The sequence below is a fragment of the Collinsella sp. CLA-JM-H32 genome, from assembly GCF_040098165.1.
Classification (GTDB): domain Bacteria; phylum Actinomycetota; class Coriobacteriia; order Coriobacteriales; family Coriobacteriaceae; genus Collinsella.
The window spans coordinates 18846-45341 of record NZ_JBBNMZ010000004.1 but is presented as its reverse complement, the minus strand read 5'-3'; the positions used below and the strand labels follow the sequence as shown (position 1 = coordinate 45341).

Annotated in this window: 26 protein-coding genes and 1 riboswitch; of the genes, 7 read left to right on the top strand and 19 right to left on the bottom strand. The window is 60.1% G+C overall.

The features are described 5' to 3' along the window. Positions 1-158: 158 nt before the first annotated feature. Entirely contained in the window at positions 159-2906 is a 2748-nt protein-coding gene (gene polA, locus AAA021_RS03330; protein WP_349087970.1) for a DNA polymerase I, read from the bottom strand. Positions 2907-3072: 166 nt separating this feature from the next. On the opposite strand from polA, the gene AAA021_RS03325 reads away from it, so the two are divergent. Together AAA021_RS03325 and AAA021_RS03320 are read left to right on the top strand one after the other, a co-directional pair. Then, the gene (locus AAA021_RS03325; protein ID WP_349087968.1) at positions 3073-4470 is read left to right on the top strand and encodes an aminopeptidase; all 1398 of its coding nucleotides are present in this window, start codon (positions 3073-3075) and stop codon (positions 4468-4470) included. Between the two features lie 105 nt (positions 4471-4575). Continuing rightward, on the top strand, positions 4576-5385 hold the full coding sequence (locus tag AAA021_RS03320; protein WP_349087966.1) for a YaaA family protein: 810 nt from the start codon (positions 4576-4578) through the stop codon (positions 5383-5385). 135 nt (positions 5386-5520) lie between these two features. Here the strand turns inward: AAA021_RS03320 and AAA021_RS03315 are convergent, their stop codons facing one another. Continuing rightward, positions 5521-6042, bottom strand: a complete 522-nt coding sequence (locus tag AAA021_RS03315; protein ID WP_349087964.1) for a hypothetical protein — start codon at positions 6040-6042, stop codon at positions 5521-5523. A 63-nt stretch (positions 6043-6105) separates the two neighbouring features. Next, positions 6106-6221: riboswitch (TPP riboswitch) on the top strand. Between AAA021_RS03315 and thiC the strand changes: the two genes are divergently transcribed. Further along, positions 6214-7548 carry a phosphomethylpyrimidine synthase ThiC gene (thiC, locus tag AAA021_RS03310; RefSeq protein WP_346979693.1) on the top strand — a complete coding sequence of 445 codons (1335 nt, stop codon included), beginning with the start codon at positions 6214-6216 and terminating at the stop codon, positions 7546-7548. It overlaps the preceding riboswitch by 8 nt. Positions 7549-7729: 181 nt before the next feature. Continuing rightward, positions 7730-8560: a bifunctional hydroxymethylpyrimidine kinase/phosphomethylpyrimidine kinase gene (thiD, locus tag AAA021_RS03305; protein WP_195363330.1), complete on the top strand. Its 831-nt coding sequence runs from the start codon at positions 7730-7732 to the stop codon at positions 8558-8560. A 61-nt stretch (positions 8561-8621) separates the two neighbouring features. On the opposite strand, the gene AAA021_RS03300 is transcribed toward thiD, so the two are convergent. The 4 genes from AAA021_RS03300 to AAA021_RS03285 form a co-directional block, all read right to left on the bottom strand. Next, on the bottom strand, positions 8622-9281 hold the full coding sequence (locus tag AAA021_RS03300) for a GDSL-type esterase/lipase family protein (protein WP_349087961.1): 660 nt from the start codon (positions 9279-9281) through the stop codon (positions 8622-8624). Between the two features lie 78 nt (positions 9282-9359). Next, positions 9360-10493 (bottom strand): TIGR02452 family protein, encoded by a 1134-nt coding sequence (locus AAA021_RS03295; RefSeq protein ID WP_349087960.1) that lies wholly within the window; start codon positions 10491-10493, stop codon positions 9360-9362. Between the two features lie 137 nt (positions 10494-10630). Further along, positions 10631-11326 carry a Bax inhibitor-1 family protein gene (locus AAA021_RS03290; RefSeq protein ID WP_349087958.1) on the bottom strand — a complete coding sequence of 232 codons (696 nt, stop codon included), beginning with the start codon at positions 11324-11326 and terminating at the stop codon, positions 10631-10633. A 79-nt stretch (positions 11327-11405) separates the two neighbouring features. After that, positions 11406-11744, bottom strand: a complete 339-nt coding sequence (locus AAA021_RS03285; protein WP_055309824.1) for a hypothetical protein — start codon at positions 11742-11744, stop codon at positions 11406-11408. A gap of 249 nt (positions 11745-11993) precedes the next feature. Here AAA021_RS03285 and AAA021_RS03280 point away from each other — a divergent pair, with 249 nt between their 5' ends. The 3 genes from AAA021_RS03280 (at position 11994) to AAA021_RS03270 (ending at position 14552) form a co-directional block, all read left to right on the top strand. Then, complete coding sequence (locus AAA021_RS03280) at positions 11994-13043, top strand: inorganic phosphate transporter (protein WP_349087956.1); 1050 nt, start codon at positions 11994-11996, stop codon at positions 13041-13043. 67 nt (positions 13044-13110) lie between these two features. Next, positions 13111-13734 carry a DUF47 family protein gene (locus AAA021_RS03275; protein WP_138112201.1) on the top strand — a complete coding sequence of 208 codons (624 nt, stop codon included), beginning with the start codon at positions 13111-13113 and terminating at the stop codon, positions 13732-13734. Positions 13735-14021: 287 nt separating this feature from the next. Continuing rightward, positions 14022-14552 carry a nitroreductase family protein gene (locus tag AAA021_RS03270; RefSeq protein WP_349087953.1) on the top strand — a complete coding sequence of 177 codons (531 nt, stop codon included), beginning with the start codon at positions 14022-14024 and terminating at the stop codon, positions 14550-14552. 104 nt (positions 14553-14656) lie between these two features. Here the strand turns inward: AAA021_RS03270 and AAA021_RS03265 are convergent, their stop codons facing one another. From AAA021_RS03265 to AAA021_RS03205, 13 genes are all read right to left on the bottom strand, one after another. Then, positions 14657-15775 (bottom strand): IS1249 family transposase, encoded by a 1119-nt coding sequence (locus AAA021_RS03265; RefSeq protein WP_349087951.1) that lies wholly within the window; start codon positions 15773-15775, stop codon positions 14657-14659. A 305-nt stretch (positions 15776-16080) separates the two neighbouring features. Further along, complete coding sequence (locus tag AAA021_RS03260; RefSeq protein WP_006234242.1) at positions 16081-16755, bottom strand: DivIVA domain-containing protein; 675 nt, start codon at positions 16753-16755, stop codon at positions 16081-16083. 61 nt (positions 16756-16816) lie between these two features. Then, positions 16817-17062, bottom strand: a complete 246-nt coding sequence (locus AAA021_RS03255; RefSeq protein ID WP_227790178.1) for a YggT family protein — start codon at positions 17060-17062, stop codon at positions 16817-16819. A 57-nt stretch (positions 17063-17119) separates the two neighbouring features. After that, positions 17120-17842: a cell division protein SepF gene (locus tag AAA021_RS03250; protein ID WP_022094497.1), complete on the bottom strand. Its 723-nt coding sequence runs from the start codon at positions 17840-17842 to the stop codon at positions 17120-17122. Between the two features lie 60 nt (positions 17843-17902). Further along, complete coding sequence (locus AAA021_RS03245) at positions 17903-18640, bottom strand: YggS family pyridoxal phosphate-dependent enzyme (RefSeq protein ID WP_117746754.1); 738 nt, start codon at positions 18638-18640, stop codon at positions 17903-17905. A 119-nt stretch (positions 18641-18759) separates the two neighbouring features. Beyond that, positions 18760-19617 (bottom strand): PhoU domain-containing protein, encoded by an 858-nt coding sequence (locus tag AAA021_RS03240; protein WP_349087949.1) that lies wholly within the window; start codon positions 19615-19617, stop codon positions 18760-18762. Positions 19618-19709: 92 nt separating this feature from the next. After that, positions 19710-20513: a phosphate ABC transporter ATP-binding protein PstB gene (pstB, locus tag AAA021_RS03235; RefSeq protein WP_006234249.1), complete on the bottom strand. Its 804-nt coding sequence runs from the start codon at positions 20511-20513 to the stop codon at positions 19710-19712. Between the two features lie 12 nt (positions 20514-20525). Continuing rightward, a complete protein-coding gene (gene pstA / locus AAA021_RS03230) occupies positions 20526-21431 on the bottom strand; it encodes a phosphate ABC transporter permease PstA (protein WP_055309816.1) in 906 nt (301 codons plus the stop codon). A 3-nt stretch (positions 21432-21434) separates the two neighbouring features. Then, positions 21435-22361: a phosphate ABC transporter permease subunit PstC gene (gene pstC, locus AAA021_RS03225; RefSeq protein ID WP_117820381.1), complete on the bottom strand. Its 927-nt coding sequence runs from the start codon at positions 22359-22361 to the stop codon at positions 21435-21437. 1 nt (position 22362) lies between these two features. Next, the gene (locus AAA021_RS03220) at positions 22363-23199 is read right to left on the bottom strand and encodes a phosphate ABC transporter substrate-binding protein (RefSeq protein ID WP_055251678.1); all 837 of its coding nucleotides are present in this window, start codon (positions 23197-23199) and stop codon (positions 22363-22365) included. Further along, positions 23196-23996 (bottom strand): polyphenol oxidase family protein, encoded by an 801-nt coding sequence (locus AAA021_RS03215; protein WP_349087947.1) that lies wholly within the window; start codon positions 23994-23996, stop codon positions 23196-23198. Before AAA021_RS03215 ends, AAA021_RS03220 begins: the two co-directional genes overlap by 4 nt. A 210-nt stretch (positions 23997-24206) precedes the next feature. Next, positions 24207-25361: a cell division protein FtsZ gene (gene ftsZ, locus AAA021_RS03210; RefSeq protein ID WP_022094491.1), complete on the bottom strand. Its 1155-nt coding sequence runs from the start codon at positions 25359-25361 to the stop codon at positions 24207-24209. Between the two features lie 198 nt (positions 25362-25559). Then, positions 25560-26348, bottom strand: coding sequence for an FtsQ-type POTRA domain-containing protein (locus tag AAA021_RS03205; protein WP_239057629.1), 789 nt, complete (start codon positions 26346-26348; stop codon positions 25560-25562). Positions 26349-26496 lie beyond the last annotated feature (148 nt).

Below are 26496 nucleotides of genomic sequence, written 5' to 3'. Positions count from 1 at the left end.
TCAAACGGCCGGCCCCGGGCATGGCTACGTTGACTTGCTTGCCGCCTGAATGGCGTCTTGGCGTCTAGATACTTGGCTGATTTTTTGGAATGAAGGGGGCTCCTTGTTGGCAAGGAGCCCCCTTCTGTTTTGGTTACTTTGGGATTGTTGGTGCGTCTTTACTTGGCATCGGCCCAGGTTATGCCGGTACTGGCTTCGGCGATTAGGGGTACGCGTAGGTCTACGACATGTTCCATGACGTCTTGGACCATGGTGGTCAGGCGCTCGACTTCGTCGACCGGGCACTCAAAGTCCAGTTCGTCGTGTACCTGCAGGATCATGTGGGCGGCAAAGCCTTCTTCTTCCAGACGGCGGCTTACGCGGGCCATCGCGATCTTGATGATGTCGGCGGCGGTGCCCTGCATGGGGTGGTTCATGGCCGTGCGTTCGCCAAAGCCGCGGAGTTGCGGGTTTTTGGCCTTGAGCTCCGGAATATGGCGACGGCGGCCGTACATGGTCTCGGCGTAGCCCGTCTGCTTGGCACGTGCCACCACGTTGTCGAGGAACGTGCGCACGCCCGGGTAGGCCTCGTAGTAGCGGTCGATCATGTCGCGCGCCTCGGCCATCGAGATATGCAGCGACTGCGACAGGCCATAGGCCTGCTGACCGTACACGATGCCAAAGTTCACGGCCTTGGCGCGACTGCGCAAGTCGGGCGTCACCTCGGACACCGGCACACCAAACACGCGCGCGGCGGTCTCGGCGTGGAAGTCCTCGCCCTCGTTAAAGGCGCGCACCAGGTGCTCATCGCCCGAGAGATGCGCCAGCAGACGCAGCTCAATCTGCGAGTAGTCCACCGCCAAAAAGACACTTCCCTCGCCTGCCGAAAACGCCGTCTTGACGGTACGACCCAGCTCCGAGCGCGTCGGGATGTTCTGCAGGTTCGGGTCGCTCGAGGACAGACGCCCCGTTGCCGTGATGGTCTGGTTGTACGTAGTGTGTACGCGACCGTCACCACGGCGTAGCGGGCCCAGCGTGTCCAGATAGGTGGACTTGATCTTAGACTTCTCACGCCAGTCCAAGATCAGACGCACGATTTCGTGGTCACGCGCAAGGTCACTCAGCACCTTGGCGTTGGTCGAATAGTAGCCGCGCTTGGTCTTTTTGAGGCCCTTGGTCGGAAGCCCCATAACGTCAAACAGCACGTGCGAGAGCTGCATAGGGCTGCCGATGTTAAAGGTCTCGTCGCCTGCCAGGTCGCGAATGCTGCGCTCGACCTCGGCAATCTGGGTAGCAAGTCCCTCGGACAGACTATGCAGACGGTCGGGGTCCACGAGCATGCCCGCGCGCTCCATCTTGGCAAGCACCGGCACGAGTGGCATCTCAATCCCATCGAACACGTTGGCGGCGTTCTCACGAGCCATGCGATCGCGCAGCGGCGCCACGAGCGCCAGCGTCAACGCCGCGGTACGGGCAGCAGGCGCTGGAGCGTCCTCACCAGCACCCTCTGCGCCGCGCGCCGCAGGCAGCTCCATCTGCAGATACGTATCGGCAAGATATGCCTCATCGAACTCGGAGCGGTCGGAATCTAACAGGTAGGCGGCAACAACGGTATCGAAAATACGCGTGGAATCGGCAGCGAGCGGATCCATGAGCTCGGGCTCAGAAGAATCGATGGGCGAAAGCTCGTGCAACAGCGCCTTCATATCCGGGCTCGCCACGCGACCCTCCATAAACAGACGCGCGAGCACGCCGGCAATCACGCCGTGGGCAAAGTTGAAGCCATCGACCACGGCAGGCGAACCGCCGTCGCCCTCCTCAAGCGCAAGCAGCCCCCTGGACGTCATCAGCCACAGCGTGCGCGTCAGGCCAAAGAGCGCGCCCTCCTCCTTGTCATCGTCCACCACGGCGGCGACCCACTCGCCGGCATCAATCGCGCGGGAGACCTCAGCCGCAACGGCACCAAGCGCGTCAACATCGCCGGCGGCTGCGCGAACCATCGCAGGCATCTCAAACACACTGGAGGCAGCAGCCCCGCCCTCGTCACCGATCAGCGCCAAGAAACGGTTCTGCATGGCGGTAATGCCGAGCGTACCCAGTGCCGCGGAAACCTCATCGGCAGAAAACGCCGGGAAGGACGTCGCCTCAAAATCGAGCTCAACGGGCGCATCGGTGCGGATGGTCGCCACCTTACGGCTCAGCAGTGCATCGTCGATGTGTGCACGCAGGTTCTCGCCCATCTTGCCCTTGACCTCGTCGGCGTGTGCGATAACCTCGTCCAGGCTACCGTACTGCGCAATGAGCGCGCTCGCCTTTTTGGGGCCGATGCCCGGCACGCCGGGGATGTTATCGGACGTGTCGCCCTTCAGACCGTAAAAATCGGGCACGAGCGCCGGCGTAATGCCGTGATACAGGTCATCCACGCTCTCAGGCGTCATGATCGCCACGTCGGACAGGCCCTTACGAGTCGAGACCACGTTGACATGCTCGGTCACAAGCTGATACATGTCGCGGTCGCCGGTCACCAGCAGCATGTCGCAGCCGGCCTCCTCACCCAGGCGCGCCATGGTTCCCAGGATATCGTCGCCTTCCCAGCCCTCGGACTGCAGAATCGGCACGTTGAGCGCGGTGAGCAGCTCCTTAATCATAGGGAACTGCGCGTGCAGATCGGGGTCCATGGGCGGGCGCTGCGCCTTATACTGCGGCAGCATCTCCATGCGCACGCGCGGTTTGCCCTTATCAAACGCCACGACCACACCGTCGGGGTTAAAGGCATCGATCATCTTGAGAAACATGTTCAGAAAGCCAAAGATCGCGTTGGTGGGGCGACCATCCGGCGCGTTCATGGTCGGCGGCACGGCGTGGAAGGCGCGATGCATGAGCGAGTTGCCGTCGATAACGGCAAAAGTGCGGCGCTTGTCAGACATATTGAATACCTCGCTTTGGGCTGGGCACGGTTTGCTCACATCAGTTTACACGCTCCCCGCCCTGCGGCCACCTCACATCAAGCTTCCCCGCCTCCGTGAGCCCGCGCGTGATACGATGGCTCACGGTACATCAACCAGCACGATCGATCCGAAAGGAGCCTGCGTCATGGAGCGTCCCTGCGCATGGAAAAAGTACACGTCACAGCAAATCGAGGAGCTCGAGGAGCTTTGCCGCGGCTATAAGCAGTTTTTGAGCGAGAACAAGACCGAGCGCCTGTGCGTCAAGGCCGGCATCAAGATGGCCGAGGAGGCGGGATACGTCGACCTGGAGACCGTGATCGCCGAAGGCCGCGAGCTCAAGGAAGGCGACAAGGTGTACGCCGCCAATCACGGCAAGGACCTTATGCTCGTCAACCTGGGCACTGCCCCGCTCGAGCAGGGCTTTAACATCCTGGGCGCCCACGTGGACTCGCCGCGCCTGGACCTCAAGCAGAACCCCGCCTTCGAGGCCGGCGACATGGCCTACCTCGACACGCACTACTACGGCGGCGTCAAAAGCTACCACTGGGTGGCCTCCCCGCTCGCACTCGTGGGCGTCATCTGCAAAAAGGACGGCACCACCGTCGACATCAACATCGGCGACAAGGCGGACGACCCGGTCTTTACTATCTCCGACCTGCTGATTCACCTCTCGAGCGAGCAGATGTCCAAGCCTGCCAAGGACGCCGTCGATGCCGAGGTCCTCGACGTGATCGTGGGCGGCCGCCCCGTCAAGTTCAATGAGGACGACAAGGACGCCCCCAAGGAGCCCGTCAAGCAGATGTTCCTGGACATCCTCAAGGAGCAGTACGACGTCGAGGAGGAGGACTTCCTCTCCGCCGAGATCGAGGTCGTGCCCGCCGGCCCCGCCCGCGACATGGGCCTCGACCGTTCCATGATTCTGGGCTATGGCCACGACGACCGCGTCTGCGCCTACCCCTCCATGCTCGCCCAGATCGACGTCGCCAACGTGGAGCGCACGAGCATCACGCTCATCGTCGACAAGGAGGAGATCGGCTCCGTGGGTGCCACCGGTATGACGAGCCGCTTCTTCGAGAACACCGTCGCCGAGATCATGACGCTCGCCGGCGAGGACAGCCCGCTGGCCCTTCGCCGCGCGCTCGCCCGCAGCCGCATGCTCTCCTCTGACGTGTCCGCCGGCTTCGACCCAGGCTATGCCGGCAAGTTCGAGACCAAGAACGCAGCCTTCATGGGTCGCGGCCTGTGCTTCAACAAGTACACGGGCAGCCGCGGCAAGGGTGGCTCCAACGACGCCGACGCCGAGTACGTGGCCCTCGTCCGCGACATCATGGACGAGGCGGGCGTGGACTTCCAGACCTGCGAGCTCGGCCGCGTCAATGCGGGCGGCGGCGGCACCATCGCCTACATCATGGCCAAGTACGGCATGAACGTCATCGACTCCGGCGTTGCCGTCCTGTCCATGCACGCCCTGTGGGAGGTCGCTAACAAGGCCGATATCTACGAGGCCTACCGCGGCTACAAGGCCTTCCTCGAGCGCGCCTAGCCAGTCTCCTTTTAACTTGCGGTGAAATACGGACTAAACTAGCCCATAAACGGCCAAAACAGACCGTATTCCACCGCAACTTCCTTTTTTGGCAGAGGAGTGTCCATGCTGCAGGTCGTCATTTCGCCCGCCAAACAGATGCGGACAGCTCAAGATGCCTTTGACGTTTTGGGCATACCGCCTTTTGCACATCAGACGGCCCGGGTCCATCAGACACTCCTGAGTATCGAGAGCGAGGATGGCGCGGCAGGTCTTCAGGCTCTTTGGAACGTGAGCAACAGGCTGCTTACAACGTGCCTGGATACGCTTCACGAATTTATGCCCGTCCTGAGCGATGCCGACCTCGCCGATTCCGATATCGCGCGTCGAATCTCCCCCGCCGTCATGTCCTACCACGGTATCCAATACCAAAGCATGGCGCCCGAGGTCATGGATGCCGCACAGCTCGCATGGCTGCAAGACCATCTATGGATCCTCTCCGGATTGTACGGATGCGTGCGGCCTTTCCATGGCGTTGAGCCCTATCGGCTCGAAATGGGGGCCAAGCTCGCCGTCGACAACGCCCGTGACCTCTATGCGTTTTGGGGCGACAAACTTGTATGCGCCATTGCGCCGACCGGCTCCAACACCACGGTCGTCAACCTTGCCAGCGCGGAGTACGCCAAGGCCGTTCTACCCCATCTCGCAGGCGACGCCACGACCGTCACTTGTCTCTTTGGCGAAGGCATCCGCAACGGCAAGCCCATCCAACGCTCGACCGCCAGCAAAAAGGCGCGCGGCTCCATGGTGCGCTGGATGGCAGCAAACGGACTCGAGGACGCCGACCGTCTCACCGGGTTCAACATCGGCTATCGCCACGCCCCCGAACTCTCATACCCAGGCACCCTCGTGTTCATCAACGAACAGATGCTCTAGAGCCGGCACCCAACACTGACCCGCCAGCCTTCTCTATATAACTTGCGGTGGAATAGTTCCTATTTGAGCCTTTTATCGCACAATCGGGAACTATTCCACCGCAACTTTTATGAATTGGCTGGCTAGGCTCGACACCTATTCTGCTAGACCGTCGGCCTTTGCAATCCCGTTTGTCGAACCGTCCTGATAGGTAATCTTGACATGCTCCACCTCGGACACCTTGACGCCCGACGGAGGCTCCAGACGCCATTCCGTCAGGGCGATATCCATGGTCGTGGGCACATCTCCTTGATCTTTGAGCTTCACCGTCAGCGTTTTGAGCGCCGCGTCAAACGTCACGCGTTCGATTTCTTCGCCTGGAATGGACCCACCACTCAGCTGCAACTGCACAAACTCATCGCGCGGGTACCAATAATCGCCCGGAATGGCGAGCGTATTGGCATTACCGCCAGTACTCCTCACCGTCATAATCGGTAGGCTATCATCGGCCTCAAACTCCCAGGCAGCGCCGCCGCGACCGCCAAACGTCCAAATACAAAGGGCAATCACCAGCACGGCAAGCACCGCGAAGCCAATCGCGACCAACCCATGGTGCGCACGGCCCTCCTCGGCCGATATGTCCCATTGTGTCTCTCGATATAGATGCTTGTCTTCCATGTTCGCCTCCCCGCGGGCATGCTCATCGCGTCAATCGTACCCATTCGAGCTATACTTGAGCCCACCACATAAACGGGGAGCTTGCAGGACAAGACGGCAGGCTGAGACTGGGCGCGCCCGCCCTGACCCGCAAACCTGATATGGGTAATGCCAACGAAGGGAGCCGTGCCAATGAGCACACAGACCGAGTCCAAGCTCGTCACGCAAATCGACTTCGCCCGCGCCGGGCAGATCACACCGCAGATGAAGGAGGTCGCCGAGCGCGAGCATCGTGACCCCGAGTACATCCGTGAGCGCGTGGCAGACGGCCGCATCGCCATTCCCGCCAACATCGTGCATATCAAAAAGGGCATGCGCGCCTTTGGTGTCGGTGAGGGCCTGTCCACCAAGGTCAACGTGAACTTGGGCATCTCGGGCGACAAGGCCGATGCCGCCGAGGAATGGAAGAAAGTCAAGATCGCCGAGGACTTTGGCGCCGACGCCATCATGGACCTCTCCAACTCGGGCAAGACGCGCCAGTTCCGCCAGCAGCTCATCGACGAGACCCCGCTCATGGTGGGCACCGTCCCCATGTACGACGCCATCGGCTACATGGAAAAGCCGCTGGTCAAGCTTACCAAGGACGACCTGTTCGAGGTCGTGCGCGCGCACGCCGAGGACGGCGTGGACTTTATGACCATCCACTGCGGCATCAACAAGTCGGTCACCAAGACCTTTAAGGAGACCGGCCGCCTCATGAACATCGTGAGCCGCGGCGGCTCGCTGCTGTTTGGCTGGATGGAGGTCACCGGTAACGAGAACCCGTTCTATGAGTTCTACGATGAGTTGCTCGAGATTTGCCACGAGTACGACGTGACGATTTCGCTCGGCGACTCCTGCCGCCCGGGCTGCCTCTACGACTCCAACGACGCCACCGAGACCGCTGAGATGATCGAGCTGGGCAAGCTGTGCAAGCGCGCTTGGGCCGCCGGCGTCCAGGTCATGGTCGAGGGCCCGGGTCACATGGCGCTCGACGAAATCGCCGCCAACATGAAACTGCAGAAGCGCCTGTGCCACAATGCTCCGTTCTATGTGCTCGGGCCGCTGGTGACCGATATCGGCGTGGGTTACGACCACATCACCGCCGCCATCGGCGGCGCCATCTCCGCCAGTTCCGGTGCCGACTTCCTGTGCTACGTGACACCGGCAGAGCACCTATGCCTGCCCAACGCCCAGGATGTGCTCGACGGCCTCATGGCCACCAAGATCGCCGCACACGCCGCCGACATCGCCAAAAAGGTGCCCCACGCCCGCGACATGGACGACAAGATGGGCCAGGCACGCCGCAAGCTTGACTGGGACGCCATGTGGGAGTGCGCGCTCGACCCGGTTACGGGCAAGAAGCGCTACGAGGAGTCCCCCGCCGCCACCGAGGGCACTTGCACCATGTGTGGCAAGATGTGCGCCGTCCGCACCGTCAACAAGATCTTCGAGGGCACCACGATCGACCTCGGCATGGAGGACTAGCCTGTCGCCGTGGCCGCTTCTGTCGGCGAGCTGGTGCCTGTCAATTGTTGACGTGTGAACATTTGCTTGCATTTGCGTAAAGATTGCATCGCCCGCCCGGGTTCGACATAGAGTCGGCCCGGGCATCTTTATAATGCTGGCTTAAAGACCCATTTGATTCCGACCGAACAAGGGAGCGAACATGGATCGTAGTAAGGTACCTGCCGTCCTGTCCATCGCGGGATCCGATTCCAGCGGCGGCGCCGGCATTCAGGCCGACATCAAGACCATCACGGCGCACCGTCTGTATGCCCAGACGGCCATCACCGCCATCACAGCGCAAAACACACTGGGCGTTACCGCCGTGCAGGATATCTCGCCAGATATCGTAGCCGCGCAAATTGACGCCGTTTTTGACGATATCCGCCCGAGCGCCGTCAAGATCGGCATGGTTTCTTCTGTCGAGATTATCGATGTTATCGCCGACCGCCTGAGCGCCTGGAAGGCGACAAACGTGGTAGTCGACCCCGTCATGGTAGCCACCTCGGGCGCACGGCTGATTGCCGAAGATGCCGCAGAGGCGCTCACTCGCCGCCTGTTCCCGCTAGCGACGGTTATCACGCCCAATATTCCCGAGGCCATGGCCCTGCTCGACTACGAGGTCGACTCCGAGCGCACGCAGCAAAATGCTGCCATGCTCCTCACCCGCCGCTTTGGTTGTGCATCCCTCGTTAAGGGTGGGCATCTTGTCAACGAGGCCAACGATGTACTGGCCGAACCCGCGCCACTCGATGACGAGGGCAACCATCTGGGAGATCCACTCACCACGTGGTTCCGCCACAAGCGCATCGAGACCGACAACACGCACGGCACCGGATGCACGCTCTCGTCCGCCATCGCCTGCGCGCTGGCTCAGGGCATGGATCTTGCCGACGCCGTCAACGCCGGCAAGGCCTACCTAACCGGCGCTCTGGCCGCCGGCCTGAACATGGGCAAAGGCTCCGGCCCTGTCAACCACATGTGGCAGTATTAAGATTCGCAGTCCAAAACCACCGCAAAGGCGCCCGTCCCCTTTGCGGTGGCTTGGGGTCGCGCTACTCTCCGAGCATCTCTTGGAGCTTGGCTGCCACGGCGTGACCCAGGCTCTCATGGCTTTCGGGCATCATATGCAGATAGTCGATATCGCCCGGCTCGGCAAACTCCGCTGCATTCAAAAAGTCGCAGCCAAACTGCTCGGCTACGTGCGCATAGTACTCGCCAAAATGCTCAGATGCCTCAACGGAATGATCGTCATAGTCGGTCATATACACATCGGCGATCTGCGGCTTGATCTTGATAGGAGCCATCAGCAGAATGCGCGGACAAGGCGCAGCGTCGGTCCACGGAAACGCGCGGACGGCGCGAATCAGCGCCATGGCGCCACGGGCGATATCGGCAGCCGTCACGTTAAAGACCGTCTTGCAGTCGTTGGTGCCCAGCATGATCACAATGGCGTCCAGCGGCTTATGGGCCTCGAGCAGCATCGGAAGTGCGCGGATGCCGTTAAGATTGGTGTCCAGATGGCACATGTCGTCGCGTACCGTCGTGCGGCCGTTGAGGCCTTCTTCAATTACATGCCAGCCCTCGCCTAAGTCACGTTGGGCCACGCCGCACCAGCGCACATCCTGCGCATAGCGCACCGCGGTGCCGTCGCGCATACCCGCCGGATCATAGCCATAGGTGTTGCTGTCACCAAAGCACAGAACGTTTTTCATCTTGAGCTCCCCATTCCGTAAAAAGCCGACGGGGGCAATCCCTTCCGCCGGCTTGGCATATCACATCGCGCGCACCGTTTACAGGTACTTGCGCCAGTCGTCCTCGTCCTCATCATCCTCGGTAGCAGCCTGGATCTGCTCGGCGGCGCGAGCTGCCGCAGCGCGAGCGGCAACCTGGGCATAGGACTCCTCGTTGCGCTCGGGGAAGTTTGCCAGCACGTGCTCGAACTTGGCAAAATCCTCATCCCAGCGCGTAGAAGGCACGGCAAAGAAGACTTGCTTGACCTTAAAGTCGCCCGACGCGAGCTCCTTGCGGAAGAGCTCGGCCACGGCCTCGGCGTCAAAGCCGTTGTTGTCGCAGCCCCAAGCGCCCAGCACGAGCTTCTCGCGACCTAGCTCGTCGCAGATGGCAAGCACAAAGCGAATGCGGTCGCGCAGGGCATCCAGCAGAGCATCGTCGCTCACGCGATACTCCTGGCGGGCGCGCTTAACGTTGGGCGCGGCGGCCACGATCACGTCGGCGTATGCATGCACGTGGTTGCGGTCGAAGCGCACCGCAGGCACCACCAGCGCACGGTTTCGGTAAAGCTCGCAGTTGATGTTGCGGCGACGGTTCTCGCCGTACCATTTGCGCTGCTTATCGAGAACGTTGTACAGATACGAATCGGCGCACAGCGTGGCCTCCTGGCCCAGATAACCCTGAATATAGCCACCGCCCGGATTGGTGAACGAGGCAAAGGCGAGCACGGCCATGTCGCAGAACTGCGCATAGCCACGACCGTTGTCCAAGATGGCCTGCGTGGTGGAGGCATCGAGCACGGTGACCTCGGGCAGAACCGGAGCGGGCTCCTCGGCGGCAGGCGCGGACTCGGTCTCCGTGGCCTCCTCTGCGTGTGCAGGCTCGGCCGTAACCTCGGTCTCGGCGGACGCAACCTCAGCGGTCTCGGCCTCGGCGGCCTCAGACTCCTCGGCAACCTGTTCTTCGGTGGCCACAGCACTCTGAACCTTGGCCTTCATCGCCGAGACAAAGCCGGCAGGCATACCATCGAACTCGCACACGCCGGCAAGCGAACGCTCGATATCCTTGGCGCACGCTTCGGACACAGTTGCCACGTGACGCTCGGCGGCCTTGGCACGGGCCTCGCGCTTGGGATTGGGCTGACCCGCTCGGTTGGACCTGCGGTTACGGTTCCTGTTGTCGACGTCTGCCATAAGTGGTCACCTTTCCTGTCGCTGCCGCTATCGGCTTTTCCCATCCATGATACCCCGCCGAGTACAAAAAAGACGGCCCCGAAGGACCGCCTTTCGCATCGATTTACACGCACGGCAAGCACCGCCGCAATTCGCCACTAGTCGCGACGGCCAAGGATGTTCAGGATGCGCAGGAACACGTTGATAATGTCCACGAACAGATTGGACGCCATGAGCACGGCGTTGGGCAGCGTAGGCGGCACCGTCGTGGCAACATAGGTGTCGTAGCCAATAAAGCCGGCGAACACCACGATTACGATCAGATCGGTGATGGTCTGCGAGACGCCCATGAACATCAGCACGATCTCAACCAGAATAGTGGCGAGCAGAATGCCAAAACCGATGCCATATACGCGCTGGAAAAACTTGGGGAACGTCACGCCCAAGGCGCCAAAGACAAAGGTGATGGCGGCCGTGGCGATAAAGGCAGTGTTGATGGTGGGCAGGTCGTAGTTGGCAAGGCCAAACGACGCGGTCAGGCCAAAGGTGCTCGCAAAGATTACGTAGCCCACAAGGGACAGGCCCACGGACTGCTTACTGGCGGCGGCCAACATCATGACCATGCCGACGATGGTCAAAATAAACGAGCCAAAGACCAGTGGCAGGGCGGCGCCGCTCATCATCATGCGGGCAAACGCCATGGTGCTCGTAAAGTAAGCACCAGCGCCCATGGCACAAAAGCCCAAGAAGATGAGGGCAGACATGGCAAGATTATACGCACGCGGCGACATCTCCTTGGCACGGCTTGCGCCGGTTTCGATGGGGCCGTTCTGATAGCCCTGAATATCGTTCATAATTTCGTCCTTTCAAAAGCGCCGCGACAACGCAGTAGCTGACAAGATTCCTGTCATTGTACCCGAATGCCGTACGTCCTTACCTACGGCGCTCGCCCTCGAGCGTGCGATCAAAGGCCCAGACCCACCAACGCATCACGTGTGCCTGCGAGCCGTCCGCCCGCTCGCGCGTCTGGTCCTCCAGATACAACTCGGTCGCGTGCCCGCCAAAACGCACCTTATAGGTCGCCGTACGAACACCGTGAACCGTTAAGCCAAAGCCCGTGGACGAGACAATCTCGTCAATCGTAAAGCAGCGACCGTCGACCCAGCAGACGGTAACCGGCACGACTTGTCCGCCCGCGAGGATGCGAGCCACGACGTCCACATACTGCTTGTGTACGCGCCGAGTTTTGCCGTCTGTCTGTCGATATTCCATGCCTCCTATTATCGAACGCATGTTTGCATGTTGTAAAGCGAACAGACTGTGGTTTTGGAGTGTCGTAGTAATCGCACGTGTCCGCATGGCGTGTTAGCAAAAAGAACACCCGCGGTCAACAGGGCTAATATTCAATTTTAGTGCCAAAAGTTCACTTCTCCCATCAGAACTCGGTAAAGAGACCCGCAGGAGGTGATACGATTTATCATGTTTTTGTAACGTGTCTGCAAACTTCGAGAAAGCCCATATATGGACGTAACGTTCTCAACCTTCCTCGGCCAAATTGTGTCGAACCCAGTCCTTGCCGTCACCGTGATCCTCGCGTTGGGCGCCATCTTCGTCAATGGATGGACCGACGCGCCCAACGCCATCGCGACCTGCGTCACTACGCGTTGCATGCCCGCCCGCGCCGCCATTCTCATGAGCGCCGCATTCAACTTCCTCGGCGTGCTCATCATGACGCACTTTAACGCGAGCGTCGCCAACACCATCTCACATATCGTCGACTTTGGCGGAAACAGCACCATGGCGCTCGCCTGCCTATGCGCGGCGCTGTTCTCCATCGTCGTCTACGGCGCCACCGCGTCGCGTTTTGGCATCCCCACCTCGCAAAGCCACAGCCTTATCGCCGGCCTGACCGGTGCCGCCATCGCCCTCGGCGGTGCGAGCAGCGTCAACGTCCACGAGTGGATGAAGGTCATCTACGGCCTGGCGCTCTCCATCGGCCTGGGCTTTGTCATGGGCTGGGTCCTGTGCAAGCTCGTCTCGATTCTTTTCGTCGCCGCCAACAGGCGACGTGCCAATGTCTTCTTTAAATACGCTCAGATCGCGAGCGCTGCGGCCATGAGCTTTATGCACGGCGCGCAGGATGGACAGAAGTTCATCGGCGTGCTCTTTTTAGGCGTGGCCTTTGCCAGCGGCCAGACGAGCGTCGGCGATGCAGGCATCCCCATCTGGATTATGCTGCTGTGCTCGGCCACTATGGGCATCGGCACCAGCGTGGGCGGCGAGCGCATCATCAAGTCCGTCGGCCAGAGCATGGTTAAGCTCGAGAAGTATCAGGGCTTCTCTGCCGACCTCGCGGGCGCCGCGAATCTGCTGCTTGCCACCCTTACCGGCATCCCCGTGTCCTCCACACACATCAAGACCTGCGCCATCATGGGCGTCGGTGCCGTCAAGCGCCTCTCGGCCATCAACTTCGGAGTCGTCAAGGACATGATGTTCACCTGGTTCTTCACCTTCCCCGCCTGCGGACTCATCAGCTTTGTCATGGCCAAGCTGTTCATGATGTTCCTCTAATCAAACCGAACGTCCATCCGGACCGCAACACTTCGCCCACCCGTCTTCGCCTCGAAAGGACCCACCCATGGCAAAGAAACCCGATTCGTTCTACTTTGACAACTACGTCGCTTGCGCCGACCTCGCCGTCCAGGCCGCAGAGCTGCTCACCAAGATTTTTGAGAACTTCGATCCCGCGCAGATTCACGACATGCTCAATAAGATGCATGCGATTGAGCATGCGGCAGACAAGAAACACCACGAGCTCGAAGACGCCCTGCTCACCGCCTTTATCACCCCGCTCGAGCGCGAGGATCTGGATCTGATGAGCTGCGCGCTCGACACCGTGCTCGACCGCATCGAGGGCGTCGTGCAGCGCGTCTACTTCACCAACATTCAGAGCATCCATCCCGACGCCATCGTCATCGCCCACAAGGTGACTGACGCCTGCCGCGCCATGAAAGACCTGATGGTCGAGCTTCCCAACTACCGCAAGTCCAAAACGCTGCGCGAGCTGGTCATCCAGATCAACACCATCGAGTCCGAGGCCGACGAGCTCTACATCAACGCCATGCGCAACCTGCACGTTAACGGCAAGGATCCGCTCGAGGTCATCGCTTGGCGTGACGTCTACGCCTTCCTGGAGTACTGCGCCGACTGCTGCGAGAATGTGGCCGATGTTGTGGATTCGATTGTCATGAAGAACAGTTAATTGGGGGTACATGTCCCACCGGTCGCGGGCCCGGCCACTAATAACCTTTTTCACTCCGGCTGCAAGCAGAGTCGTTCAAAAGGTTATTAGTGGCCGGGCCCGCTCCCTTATGCACCACCATTGGGAACTTTGGCTGATAGGTTTAGCGCAATGGGGGGTTTGGCTGAAGGGACCTTTGGTATCCGTTCGGACACTTTGGCCCTTGATGAGCGTTTGGCCGATTGCTGCTTTGGGTACTGTTTGGGTTACTTTGGGTTTGTTTGATTTTTAATTGTTGGAGGGCTTGTATGTCTTATTTGGATCTGGCTCGGGGTCGGTATTCTTGTCGTGAGTTTGAAGATCGGGCTGTGGAGCAGGCTGTGGTGGATGCCATTGTTGAGGCTGGGCGTATTGCTCCTTCTGCTTGTAATAATCATCCAACCCGTGTGATGGTGTTGGATACGCCTGAGCTTCTGGAGAAGGCTGCTGCTTGTCAGCCTCGGTTTGCTCGTGATGGGTCTATCTTTGGGGCTCCGCTTGTCTTCCTTATTTGCAGCGTTACCGATGACGCTTGGGTGCGCCCCTATGACCAGATGAATTCCAGCGAAATCGATACGTCCATCGTGTGTGATCAGATGATGATGGAGGCCACCGAGCAAGGCCTGGGAACGTGCTGGGTGTGCCATTTTAAGCCTGAGGTGGCACAAGAGCAGTTCAATCTGTCCAAGGGCGTCTATCCCTATCACATGCTCGTCTGCGGATATCCTGCCGACCACATCGCCGATTCCGAGCATCGCGAGGCCCGTACCATTCCCCTCTCCGACTTCCTCCTCAAGTAGATTTTGGGACATGCCCTAAAACCTATCCTTGACCGCTCACCGGTTCGCCGAGTTCGGCTTATAGGACAAAATGTGTGTCCCGATAGAACATCCGTTTCCATCCATTAATCCAGCCAGAACGGGTACGGGTCCCTGTGGTGGAGGTCCTCCCACACGGCCCTGTCGCCCCACTCCGGCCCTCCGTCCTCGCGCGACGGCGAGGCGGAGTAGACGCTGAACAGGAAGTCGATGTCCGCGTCGGTCGGCATCGTGGCGAGCTTCTCGCGCGCCGTCCTCGCGTCCCCCGAGTGCGCGTGGCACCACCAGAACACCGCCTTCACGCGCTTGACCGACGTCAGCCCCCGGTGGTTGCGCAGGACGGCCCTCAGCTGCGAGTTCACCCCTCCCTCGATCATGTTGTTGGTCGACGGCAGCGGGCCGGCCTTGGCCAGGGCGGGGTCGAGGTAGGTGAACAGCGTCCCCGCCGACACCAGCGACGACAGCGACGGGCGCGCCCGCCTCAGCCTCTCGTGGGTGTAGACCCTCCTGCCGTCCACCACGGTCCTGTCCTCCAGGAAGTCGGCCCAGAACCCGCACCAGTCGAGGTAGCGCTCGACCCAGATCTCGGCCTGGTGCAGCGCCTCGATGCCCATGAGGTCGCGCGCGATGAGGTAGAGCTCGCGCCCCGCCTGGAGCTTCGGCCGCGTCGTCGTGTAGCGCTTGACCTGCGAGAAGGCGTGGAAGGTGCACCTCTGGACCCTGGTGCGCGGCCAGGTCTCGCGCACGGCCTTGGCGAACCCGCTCCCGCCGTCGGTGACGACCACGTCGGGCGCCGGGATCGGCGACATGAGGGCCGACCACGCCCTCGAGTTCTCCGACCTGGCCATGTACCAGGAGACCACCCTCTCGCCGCTGCAGCATATGAGCACGACGAGGTCGCGCGCGACCCAGATCCCGTCGACGTAGAGCACGCGGTGCAGCTCGCCGTCGGGGACGGGCATGGGCCAGACCTCCCAGAACTCGGCCGTCCTGCGCCTGAAGGACCGCCCGCCGCCCGGCATCGTGGCCTGCGAGTCCTTCGAGAGGAGCCACCCGAGGAACTCCTCGAGCCTTGTCGCCGTGTCGTCGTACCTCACCGTCGTCGACGCGCCGCAGGCCGTGCACCTCCACCGCTGGGACCCCGACGAGGTCCTGCCGTTGCGCTTGGTCCGACCGCCGCAGTAGGGGCAATAAACGGCCTTCATGAGCACCTCTTCCGAAAGGGTATTTAACGGTTCCGGAAAAGGTTATCTACCTGCGGGAACGATAGGCAACCGGACACACATTCTGTCCGAGCGGTTAAAAGCGGGCACGGAATTTAAACGGCTGAAAAAGGGGCATCGACCTGCGCCGATGCCCCTAAAGCAGACACACATTTTGTCCTATAAGCCCCGAGTTCTGCGCCACTATGTGCAGGGCTCGGTTTTTTATGTTGCGCGCCCCGGTACAGTCATAAAAAAGGACCCGCAAGCTGCGGGTCCTTTCTAGGCACTAAATTGTAGGCCGAATGTTAGTCCAGGTCGTCGGCAGCGAAGTTGTCGATCGGGGCGAAGGGATCGGCCACGGGGACAACCGGGTCAGCGACGGGCAGCGGCTCGGCGGGAACAGTCACCGCAGGAGAAGCGGCAGAACCGACCGGCGTAGAGGCCATCAGATCGGCCGGGAAGGAGTTCTGGGCATCGTCCATAAAGTGCTGGATGAGCTTGAGATACTCGGCCTTGAACTCCTCACGGGAAGCTTTGAGACGATCGATCTCCTCGAGCTCGGCCTGCTTTTCGGTCAGAGCCTGGCGGATAACCTCGCGGGCCTTGGCGTCAGCCTCGTTGCGGATACGCTCAGCGTTCTCGTTGGCATCGTTGACGATGGTCTCAGCGGTCTGCTGGGCAGCGATCAGGGCAGCGGAAATCTGGCGCTCCTGAGCGGAGAAGTCAGGGGCGGGAGCAGCCACGGGGGCGGCAGGAACGGCCTGGGCGGTGGCATCCTGAGCCTGGGCAAGCTGAGCCTGCGCATCGGCAAGCTGCTGCTCGGTAGCAGTCAAACGACCCTTAAGGTCGACGATCTTAGCGAGCATAGCGTCGACCTCGGAGGACAGCGTCTCCAAGAAGACGTCGACCTCAGCAGGATCGTAGCCACGCTTGGCCTCAGAGAAAGTCTGAGCCTGGATGTCTGCAGGGGTAATAGCCATAACAAGTCTCCTTTTTCATCGCCTCGGCGCTACACGCCCGACGTAAGTTACTAAGTCAGTTCTACACGAGTATACCTATAAGAAGCTGCAGAACCAGCCTCTGCACCAACTGCAACGCAATAATCGCAACGACCGGCGAAAAATCGATACCGCCCATCGGCGGGATGAAACGACGGAACAGGTTGAGCCACGGACCGCACACGCTATCAAGCACCGCGGCAATATCCTGAAGCAAACCACCCTGCTTCATGGGAATCCACGTCATAAAGCAGTAGACGACAATGAGCGTGGAATAGAAGTTGAACAGCGTGTTGACCAGCTGGACGACAGTGTAGATGTTGATGGGAATCTCCTCGTCTTGTCTTTACTTAAGGTAGCCGTCGGCACGAAGCTTCTTGAGATCGGAATCTTTGACCTCGCAACCGGCGGGCAGCACCATGAACACGCGGTCGCCCACCTCCTTGACCGTGGCACCCAGACCGCAGGCAAAGCCGTAAGAGAAGTCCAAGACGCGCTTGGCAACTTCGGTGCGTACGCCCACAAAAATCAGTGCGACAGGCTGCTTGGTGCGAACGCGGCGCACCACGGTCTCCACGTCGTCATAGCTCTCGGGGCGCAGGACATAGGCCGGCAGCTGCGGTGTGGCGTTGATGATATTGCTCGCATAGGCCGAGGCATCGCTCGGTGCAGGCGCGGGCGCAGCGGCGGCACGGGCGCGGGTGTTCTCGGCGTAGCTCGACGGCGTGTCATAGGCACCAGGACGATAACCGCTCGCAACACTGTCCTGCGAGCGCGAAGGCGGGTTATACGTCGTGGCATGGCGAGAGTCATCGCCGACCAGCTGTCCGGAGCGTGTATACACGGCAACCGACTCAGCTTCACCACGGCGCGTCTGACCAAGCAGGCCGTTGCTCGGCTCGTCTTGGGTGTAGAAGCCCTCGCCCGAAGCACCGCTGTAGCCGTTGCCCTGATAGCCATCGTCATAGCCATCATCGTAGCCGTAGTCGTCGTCCTGGCCATAACCCTGGTCGTAACCCTGTTGGCCGCCCAGGTGCATCTTATTTTTAATCTCGTCAAGGAAGCCCATGGTTGTGTCCTCTCGCGGTTTAGTGCAGGCGCCCCGATAATCAGTGCGCACTTCAGAGCCTTATTTTACTGCAAACTCCGGGCTAAATACTACCCTGCCCAGGCGAACGAGCGTAGAGCCCTCCTCAAGGGCAGACTCAAAGTCCTCGCTCATACCGCAGGAAAGCTCAGGCAGGTTCAAATCGGGATGCGCCGCCTCCAGCTCATCCCTCAGCTCACGAAGCCCCGCAAAGGTGCGGCGTGCCACATCCTTATTCCCCCGGGGCGCCATAGTCATAAGCCCCTGTACGCAAATTCCCTCAAGTTCTGCAAGCTCACCCGCGGCGGCGCGAATCTCATCGGGTGAAAAGCCTCCCTTCGACTCCTCACCACTCACATTGACCTCAATGAGCACACGCTGGGGGCCGACGAGCTCGCCTGCCTCAATCTTGCGAACAGCACGGCTCGAGATCGCCTGCGCCAGATGCAGCGAACCCACCGAGTGAATCAGCTCGGCTGAGCCCAGCACCGCATTGATCTTATTGGTCTGCAGGTTGCCGATCATATCGAAGCGCACCTCGGGCAGCTCCGGATGCTCCGCCAGACCCGTGAGCTTGCGAACCAGCTCCTGCGGGCGGTTCTCGGCAAAATGGCGATACCCCGCCTGGATGGCGGCAACGGTCTCATCGACACCAACGGTCTTGGACACGGCAATGAGGCTCGCGGCGTCGTGGGGACGGCCCGCGCGATCGAGCGCCGCATAAAAACGTTCCAGAATCTGCTCGCGGCGAGCGCGCATCAAGTCCAAATAGTTATCCATTGCCAATCGCCTCCGCTGACAGCCAAACAAGTAGTCCCATGCTAACGCAAGAGCGCGGCCCCGCATGTGCAAGGCCGCGCTCACTTAGGTATTTACAATCTTTCGACGAACGGGGTTACTTACTCCTCGTCGTCCTCGCCATCGTCCTCATCCTCAAGATGATCGAGCAGGTAGCGAAGACCCTCGCTGACCTCGTTAACGGGCACCTTGGCAACGTAGCGTGCATCGACGGCGGGCCTCATGATAACACCCTCGCCCGAAGGCACGCGCATGCTCTCGAGCTCATCCTCATCAGTGCAGGCGATATCACCGGCAGTCATACGCTGTCCGGTCAACAGGAAGGTCAGACGGCAGGCGGCATCGATGGAAATCGAGGCGATGCGATCGAGATAGCGCGATACCATGATGGCGCGGCGCAGGTCGTCATAGTTGCTGTCGTCGTCCATAAAATCGCCCGTGTCCATGCGGTTAAAGGTGCGGAAGAACTTCTCGTAGGCGGCGTGCACTGGCTCGTCCTCGACGCCCAAGTTGCAGATGATGGACATGTCGTTGGTGACGAGCGCAGAAAGCGAAAAGCCCAGTACCTGGTAGACGGCCTCAGCCTCGGCCTCGACCGTGCCGACAAGCTCCTTGGGCAGCGAGATGTCGGCCTTGATCATATGACGCGTGGCGCGGCAAATCTGGCGAACCTTATCGGTCATGCGCTGCAGGTTAAAGTCGACGTAGATGATCGTCTGCAGCAAGCGGAAGTCGGAGGCGACCGGTGACTGCGTGGCAATCAGGTTGTAGCAGACGGCCTCCAGGTTGGCGCAGCGTGCGTCAATCGAAAGCGTGCGCTTCTTGGTCTTGGTGGCGAGCTTGCGGTCGTCGGTCACATAGGCCTTCACGGCATCGTGGAGGGCCAGATCGACGGCCTCGTAGATGCTCAGCATCTCGTGACGGGCCTCGATGAGCTGACGGGAAAACAGTTTGCGCATGGTTCACTCCAATCAGTTGGGTGCGGTCATGCCGCCCGCACAGTGAATACGCACCGGACCAGATCCGATCGGCTTGGGACTAGTCGCACCGATCAGCCAAAGCGGCCGGTGATATAGTCTTCCGTCCGCGAGTCCACCGGGCTGGTGAAGATCGCGTCGGTTTGACCATACTCGATGAGCGTAGCGGGCTCGCCGGCAACTTCCTGCAAGAAGAATGCGGTGTAGTCGCTAATGCGAGCTGCCTGCTGCATTGAATGCGTGACGATGATGATCGTCATCTCGGGCGCCAGCTCGGCCATCAGATCCTCGACCTTAGAGACGGACGTGGGGTCGATGGCGGAGCAGGGCTCGTCCATCAGAAGGACATCGGGTTGCACCGCAAGCACGCGCGCGATGCACAGACGCTGCTGCTGACCGCCCGAGAGCGCCAAACCATCCTTGTTGAGCTGATTGGATACCTCTTTCCAGAGGTTGGCGCGTTTGAGCGATTCTTCCACGATGTCATCGAGGTCACTTTTGCTAGTCACGCCCTGCAGACGAGGGCCAAAGGCGACATTCTCGTAGATGGATTTGGGAAACGGATTGGGCTGCTGAAAGATCATGCCCACGCGGCGACGGAGGTCGACCGGGTCGACACCCTCGGCATAGATATCGTTGCCGTCGAGCGTCATGGTGCCCTCGACGCGCGTACCCTCGATCAGGTCATTCATGCGGTTGATGCAGCGCAAAAACGTCGACTTGCCGCAGCCCGAAGGGCCAATGAAGGAGGTGATGGCGTTTTTGGCGATGTTGAGGTCAAGCCCCGTCAGCGCATGAAAGTCACCGTACCAAAAGTTGAAATCCTTGGCCGTAATGGCCGCTTGCTCCAACGCGGGAGCGGACTGATAAACGGACATGGGACTCCTTAACTAGCGACGCTTACGCGACAGGAAGCGCGCAAACAGGTTGAAGGCCAAAATGATCACCATCAGCAAGAGCGCAGTGCCGTAGGCTGCGTTCATGTTGATGCCGTCGTTGGCAAGCAGGTACAGGTGAACCGTCATGGGGCGGCCGGAATCGAGCGGCGAAATAGGCAGGTTGATGGCCTGGCCCATGGTGTAGAGCACCACCGCGGTCTCGCCAATGGCACGGCCGATGGCGAGGACGATGCCCGTGGCAATACGGCCAAAGGCAGAAGGAAGCACGATCTTGGAGACAACCTGCCACTTGGTGGCGCCCAGGCCGTACGCGCCCCAACGGATATAGCGCGGAACGGCGCGAATGGCCTCTTCGGTGGTGCGCATGACGATGGGGAGCATCAAGAGCGCGAGTGCCAGAGCGGCAGAGACCATCGAAAGGCCCAGGCCCATAGCCTCGACAAACAAGGCGTAGCCAAACAGGCCCATAACGATGGAGGGCACCGAGGCCAAAGCGTCAGCAGCGTAGCGAATGAGATCGACGACCTTGCCCTGCTTGGCGTACTCGGCCAGATAGACGGCTGCCAGCACAGCGATCGGCGTGCAGATAAGCATAGCGAGCGCCGTCACGTAGACGGTCGAGACGATCGTGGGCCAAATGCCGCCCTCGGCGTTGACGCCCTGGGGCCAACCGAAGATAAAGTCGAGCGAGATATGTGGCAGGCCGTTAATGACCACGTAGGCGATGATGGCGACCAGCACCAGCGTGGTGATGTAGGCAGCGGCACGAAACACGCCAAGCATGATCTTGTTGGACAGGTCCTTGTTGATGCGGCCCTTCTTGCCGTGGGAAAGGGCACGCTTGATGCGCTCGCGCGACGAGGTCGTATCGACCGTCGTGTCAACGGAATCGGACATAGCCTACCCCCTCTTCTTCTTGGAAATCAGACGGACGATGCCCACCAGCGTGGCGGAGATGATAAACAGGACCACACCCATGCCGAACAGCGCCGAGCGATGCAGACCCGAGGAATAGCTCATGTCGAGCGCGATCTGGCTCGTGAGCGTCGAGATAGGGCTCGCAATGCTGTCGGGAATAACCGGGGCGTTACCCACGACCATGAGCACGGCCATGGTCTCTCCGATGGCACGGCCCATACCCAGCACGATGGCATCAACGATACCCAGCTTCGCGGCAGGTAGCACGACCTTATAGATGGTCTGCCACTTGGTGGCGCCCATGGCATACGATGCCTCGCGAATGCCCATGGGAATGGAATTGAGAGCATCGATGGTAAGCGTCGTGATGGTAGGGACGATCATGATGGCGAGCACAAACCACGCCGTCAGCGCACCAAAACCAAGGCCGCCGGTCAGTTGTGCGATAAACGGGCGGATGATGATCATGCCAAAGAAGCCGTAGATGATGGAGGGTATGCCCGCCAGCAGGTCAACGGCGGGGCTGATGAGCTTGCGCACGCGCTTGCCGGCGATCTCAACCAGGTACACGGCCGTGCCCACACCTAGCGGCACGCCCATGGCGAGCGCACCGACGGTCACCAGACCTGAGCCGGCAAGCAGCGACATGATGCCGTAGTGGCCCTCAGAGGGCGCCCACGTAAAGCTAAAGAAGTCCGCCAGACCGATGTCGGTAAAGACGGGCAGCGCCGAGTACGTGGTAAAGACAAAAATCAGGATGACGGTAACGACCGCCAAAAACGCGCAGGCAAAGAAGATCCACTGCAGCGCCTTCTCCTTGATATAGGTACTGCGCGATACGAGCGCCAGCTCGCGCTTCTTGGGTGCCTGAGCATTCTGCTCAGTCTGGGAGTTTTCCTGTGCTTCCATGCTACTCACTCCCCTTCTCGTCGTTGGTGACGGGAATAAAGCCCGCCTCGCGAATCTGCTTGTCCATCTTTTCGGACGTCACGTAGTCGATGTAATCCTGCGCCTGCTGCGAAGGCGCACCCTTCACAAAGAAGTAAAGGTCGCGCGAGATGGGATAGCCGCCACTCGCGACCGTCTTCTCGGACGCCTCAACATGATTGACCGAGACGGCCTTGACCGAGGTCTTGGCGTTGAGGCTATCGACGAAGCCCAGCGAAATGTAGCCGATGGCCCCACGCGAACGAGATACCACGTCGCGCACCTGGCCCGTACCCGAAAGAACAGCCGAGCGGCGATCGAACGGCGTGCCATCCATCACGATGGTACGGAAGGCCTCGCGCGTACCGGACGCCTCGTCTCGGTTGATGACCTGAATCCTCAGGTCCTCGCCACCGACCTCTTTCCAATTGGTAATCTTGCCGGCGTAGATATCGCGGAGCTGCTCGGTCGAGAGGTTATCGACGGGGTTGTCGTCGTTCACGATGACCGCAATACCGTCGTGGGCAATGACGATGGGAGTCAGGCCCAGATCCTGTTCGTCGGCATTGAGTCCACGGGAGGAGCTGGCGATATCGGCCGTGCCGGCGCTGACGGCCTCGATCCCAGCGGAAGAACCCAAACCGGAAACGAGCACGTCGATGCCGGTCTCCTCCTTAAAGCCCTCGGCCGCAATCTCGGCGATAGGAAGGCAGGTCGTGGAGCCGGCCACGGTAATGGAAGAGGTAGAAGATCCCGAAGAACAGGCGCACAGCGTAAGCGTAAGCACAGCGGCGCTCAGGACCGATACGATCTTTCTCATAGCATCACGCCGATCGCAGCATGGCGCCCACAGGTGCCGTCCTCGTTACGGTAGGAATAAAAGCGGTCGTTCTGACGCACGGTCGAAAGCTGGGTATCCACGATATTATCCGCGTCGACACCGACATCCACCAGCGCCTCGCGAATGGCAGCGGAAAGATCAAGCATGCGAGAGGTATTCGCATCGATGCAAGAGAACTCGGCGGCAAAGCGATCCATGAGTTCCTGGGATACCTCATATTCGTCACCCAAGATATGGGGGCCGATATAGGCGGAAACGTCGCTCGCATCGCAACCGGCAGCATCGCAAAGCGCCTGGCACGCCTTGGCGGAAATACGTGCAATCGTGCCCTTCCAACCGGAGTGCACCACGGCAAATCCGCCGGGGGCCACCAGCACCACGGGAACGCAGTCGGCAAAGCAGAGCAGCACGGGCACGTTATGCGCCGTGCAGACGATGGCATCACAGCCCTCGGCAATCTGCTCGCGAACGTCCTCAAGGTCATCGGCGCCGTTCGAGGTCACCGCAACGATATGGTCACCATGGACCTGATTGGGAACGAGCAGGTTGTGCTCGCACTCGGCGGCACCCATAGCCTCGAGCGCACGACAACGATTTTCTTGAACAGCAAAGGGGTCATCGCCAACATGCGAGCCCAAGTTGAGTGAGGAGTACGCATCTTCGGAAACGCCACCGGCGCGCTCGGTGAAGGCAAAGCGAACATCGGATGTCGCGCCCTCCACCAACGTAACTCCATCATGGTCGACACGCGAAACGTTGTCCGCACGTGCTGCCATACTAAAGCCTCCTAATAACACAAGTACCGCGGCATCGCCGCTACAGCCCGCGTTTATACGGCTGTCATACTTCTCTAAAAGGATACCTGCTGCGCTGGAGGCAATCGTAAAGGGAACGTAAAGAGATTGGAGGTTCTAGTTTACAAAGTCGAAATAAAAAGGGCGCGTCCATACGGACACGCCCCTGTACACAACAATGCAAAGAACGACTTAGAAGCTACCGCGCTTCAGGAAGTCGGGAAGCTCGAACTGATCGTTGCCGAAGTTAGGAAGCTCGGTGCCACCGACGTTGCGGGTCGGAGCGGCCTGAGCCGGGCTCGTGGCAGGAGCGGTGCGCTGCGGCTCAGCGGAGGCAGCGGCCTTGCTCTGAGACTGCTGAGCAGCAAAGAGCTCGTCCTGACGGTTGACGTTGGAGTCGGAGAAGCCCGTAGCGATGACGGTGATACGCACCTGATCGCCCAGGGACTCGTCGACAACGGTACCGAAGATGATGTTGGCCTCGGGGTCGACGGCGTTGGCGACAACGTCGGCGGCGTCGCTGATCTCCTGGATGCCCAGGTCCTTGGAACCGGCGATGGAGAGCAGCACGCGCGTGGCACCATCGATGGAGCTCTCGAGCAGCGGGCTGGAGATGGCCTGCTGGGCAGCGTCGACGGCACGGGTGTCCCCAGAAGAGGTACCGATACCCATCATGGCGGTACCGGCCTGCTTCATGATGGTCTTAACATCGGCGAAGTCCAGGTTGATGATACCGGGGACGGTGATGAGGTCGGTGATGCCCTGGGTGCCCTGGGAAAGGACGCCATCGGCAATCGCGAAGGCCTCGAGCATGGTGGTCTTCTTCTCGGCGATGTCGAGCAGCTTATCGTTAGGGATGACGATCATGGTGTCGACGCAATCGGAGAGGGTCTTAATGCCCTCCTCGGCGCTCTTCTTGCGCTTGCGGCCCTCGAAGGTGAAGGGCTTGGTCACGACGGCGACGGTCAGCGCACCGACCTCGTTCATCGCGATATCGGCAACGATGGGAGCAGCGCCGGTACCGGTGCCACCGCCCTCGCCGCAGGTGATGAACACCATGTCAGCGCCAGCGAGCGCCTCGGCAATGTCGTCGCGGGACTCATCGGCAGCCTTGCGGCCAACCTCGGGGTTGGCGCCGGCGCCCAGGCCGCGGGTAAGGTCGGTGCCGATGTGCACCTTGATATCGGCATCAGAGATCGCGAGTGCCTGAGCATCGGTGTTGATGGCAACAAACTCGACGCCGCGGATGCCCTCTTCGATCATTCGATTGACCGCGTTGGTACCGCCGCCGCCGACGCCGACCACCTTAATGACGGCAAGGTAGTTGTTGATCTCTGTCTCGTGCATGTCGGTCCTCCGAACAAAGGTTATAGCCATAGCATGGGTCGACCCCGCGCACATTAACCTTCAGGTTGAAAGTAAATGCAAAGGTAAACCGTATTATGGTTGCACATTATGAACGTATCAGTCAAATAATTGACCGTGAAAACCAAACAAACCAGATAAACGGCGTGGTATGGCCCCTCAACAAAGCATCAACCAGCGCTACGAGGTCGGAGCGTTCCTAAATGTATAGTTACCCGGAGAGCGCACATTGATATACGTTACGCCCTCTACCTGCGAAAGCAGCTTGGTGACTACGCGCTCCTTCTTGACGATATCGTTCGAATCACCCAGCGACACCTCAATGCCGTTATTGAGGTTTGCCGAGATGGCTTCGACCGAAGGCGTGGAAATATCCTTGACTTGTCCCAAGAACTCGCTCGAAAAACCACGCACATAATCCAAGCCAGCCTTAACGGCCTTGGAGCTCACCGCCTGGCCGGAAACCGGAGCGACATCCGCCGAGACATCGGTCAACAACACCGCGCCATAGTGCTTAGCGAGCGCCAGCGCGGCATCAATGCCGGTCAGGGTATTTGAGCCCTGCCCCGTCGTGATGACGTTGCCCTGGTCATCCACTTCGACCGACGTCGACAGCGGGGCGATCCAGGTGTCATCATCCCCGATGGCCCAGGCAAGGTCATCGGAGCTGATATAGGCAATTGCGATGACCTTGCGCTCCATCGGCGTAATGATGAGCGTATGCGGGAACTGACGCTGGACATCCACGCCCGACACCCACGGGTTCTGCTTGAGGTCCTCGGTAATCTGGTCAGGATCGACGTTAAAAAGCGACGTTCCCTCGGGCAAATCGATCAGCTGGATAGCATCGTGCTTCGTCACATGCTCGCTGCCTTGAATCTGAATATCAGTGGCGGTAAACAATCCAGAGTTGATCACCACGACGGCAACGACGACGAGCACGGCCAAGACGGCCAGAACGCCGCCCACGATTTTGCCTTTGCCTGTAACGAGAGAAGCGGCGTCTGACGTTTTATTTGCCATCGCCCCAAGTGAAGACAACGGGTTGACGCCTTTTTTACCCGAAGGCTTCTTGGCGGTAGCCGGCACCGATGTCAGCGAGCGCGGTTTCGATGCG

Coding starts and splice junctions, on each gene's coding strand:
- polA (WP_349087970.1), bottom strand. CDS start 2,906: ATGTCTGACAAGCGCCGCACTTTTGCCGTTATCGACGGCAACTCGCTC.
- AAA021_RS03325 (WP_349087968.1), top strand. CDS start 3,073: ATGGAGCGTCCCTGCGCATGGAAAAAGTACACGTCACAGCAAATCGAG.
- AAA021_RS03320 (WP_349087966.1), top strand. CDS start 4,576: ATGCTGCAGGTCGTCATTTCGCCCGCCAAACAGATGCGGACAGCTCAA.
- AAA021_RS03315 (WP_349087964.1), bottom strand. CDS start 6,042: ATGGAAGACAAGCATCTATATCGAGAGACACAATGGGACATATCGGCC.
- thiC (WP_346979693.1), top strand. CDS start 6,214: ATGAGCACACAGACCGAGTCCAAGCTCGTCACGCAAATCGACTTCGCC.
- thiD (WP_195363330.1), top strand. CDS start 7,730: ATGGATCGTAGTAAGGTACCTGCCGTCCTGTCCATCGCGGGATCCGAT.
- AAA021_RS03300 (WP_349087961.1), bottom strand. CDS start 9,281: ATGAAAAACGTTCTGTGCTTTGGTGACAGCAACACCTATGGCTATGAT.
- AAA021_RS03295 (WP_349087960.1), bottom strand. CDS start 10,493: ATGGCAGACGTCGACAACAGGAACCGTAACCGCAGGTCCAACCGAGCG.
- AAA021_RS03290 (WP_349087958.1), bottom strand. CDS start 11,326: ATGAACGATATTCAGGGCTATCAGAACGGCCCCATCGAAACCGGCGCA.
- AAA021_RS03285 (WP_055309824.1), bottom strand. CDS start 11,744: ATGGAATATCGACAGACAGACGGCAAAACTCGGCGCGTACACAAGCAG.
- AAA021_RS03280 (WP_349087956.1), top strand. CDS start 11,994: ATGGACGTAACGTTCTCAACCTTCCTCGGCCAAATTGTGTCGAACCCA.
- AAA021_RS03275 (WP_138112201.1), top strand. CDS start 13,111: ATGGCAAAGAAACCCGATTCGTTCTACTTTGACAACTACGTCGCTTGC.
- AAA021_RS03270 (WP_349087953.1), top strand. CDS start 14,022: ATGTCTTATTTGGATCTGGCTCGGGGTCGGTATTCTTGTCGTGAGTTT.
- AAA021_RS03265 (WP_349087951.1), bottom strand. CDS start 15,775: ATGAAGGCCGTTTATTGCCCCTACTGCGGCGGTCGGACCAAGCGCAAC.
- AAA021_RS03260 (WP_006234242.1), bottom strand. CDS start 16,755: ATGGCTATTACCCCTGCAGACATCCAGGCTCAGACTTTCTCTGAGGCC.
- AAA021_RS03250 (WP_022094497.1), bottom strand. CDS start 17,842: ATGGGCTTCCTTGACGAGATTAAAAATAAGATGCACCTGGGCGGCCAA.
- AAA021_RS03245 (WP_117746754.1), bottom strand. CDS start 18,640: ATGGATAACTATTTGGACTTGATGCGCGCTCGCCGCGAGCAGATTCTG.
- AAA021_RS03240 (WP_349087949.1), bottom strand. CDS start 19,617: ATGCGCAAACTGTTTTCCCGTCAGCTCATCGAGGCCCGTCACGAGATG.
- pstB (WP_006234249.1), bottom strand. CDS start 20,513: ATGTCCGTTTATCAGTCCGCTCCCGCGTTGGAGCAAGCGGCCATTACG.
- pstA (WP_055309816.1), bottom strand. CDS start 21,431: ATGTCCGATTCCGTTGACACGACGGTCGATACGACCTCGTCGCGCGAG.
- pstC (WP_117820381.1), bottom strand. CDS start 22,361: ATGGAAGCACAGGAAAACTCCCAGACTGAGCAGAATGCTCAGGCACCC.
- AAA021_RS03220 (WP_055251678.1), bottom strand. CDS start 23,199: ATGAGAAAGATCGTATCGGTCCTGAGCGCCGCTGTGCTTACGCTTACG.
- AAA021_RS03215 (WP_349087947.1), bottom strand. CDS start 23,996: ATGGCAGCACGTGCGGACAACGTTTCGCGTGTCGACCATGATGGAGTT.
- ftsZ (WP_022094491.1), bottom strand. CDS start 25,361: ATGCACGAGACAGAGATCAACAACTACCTTGCCGTCATTAAGGTGGTC.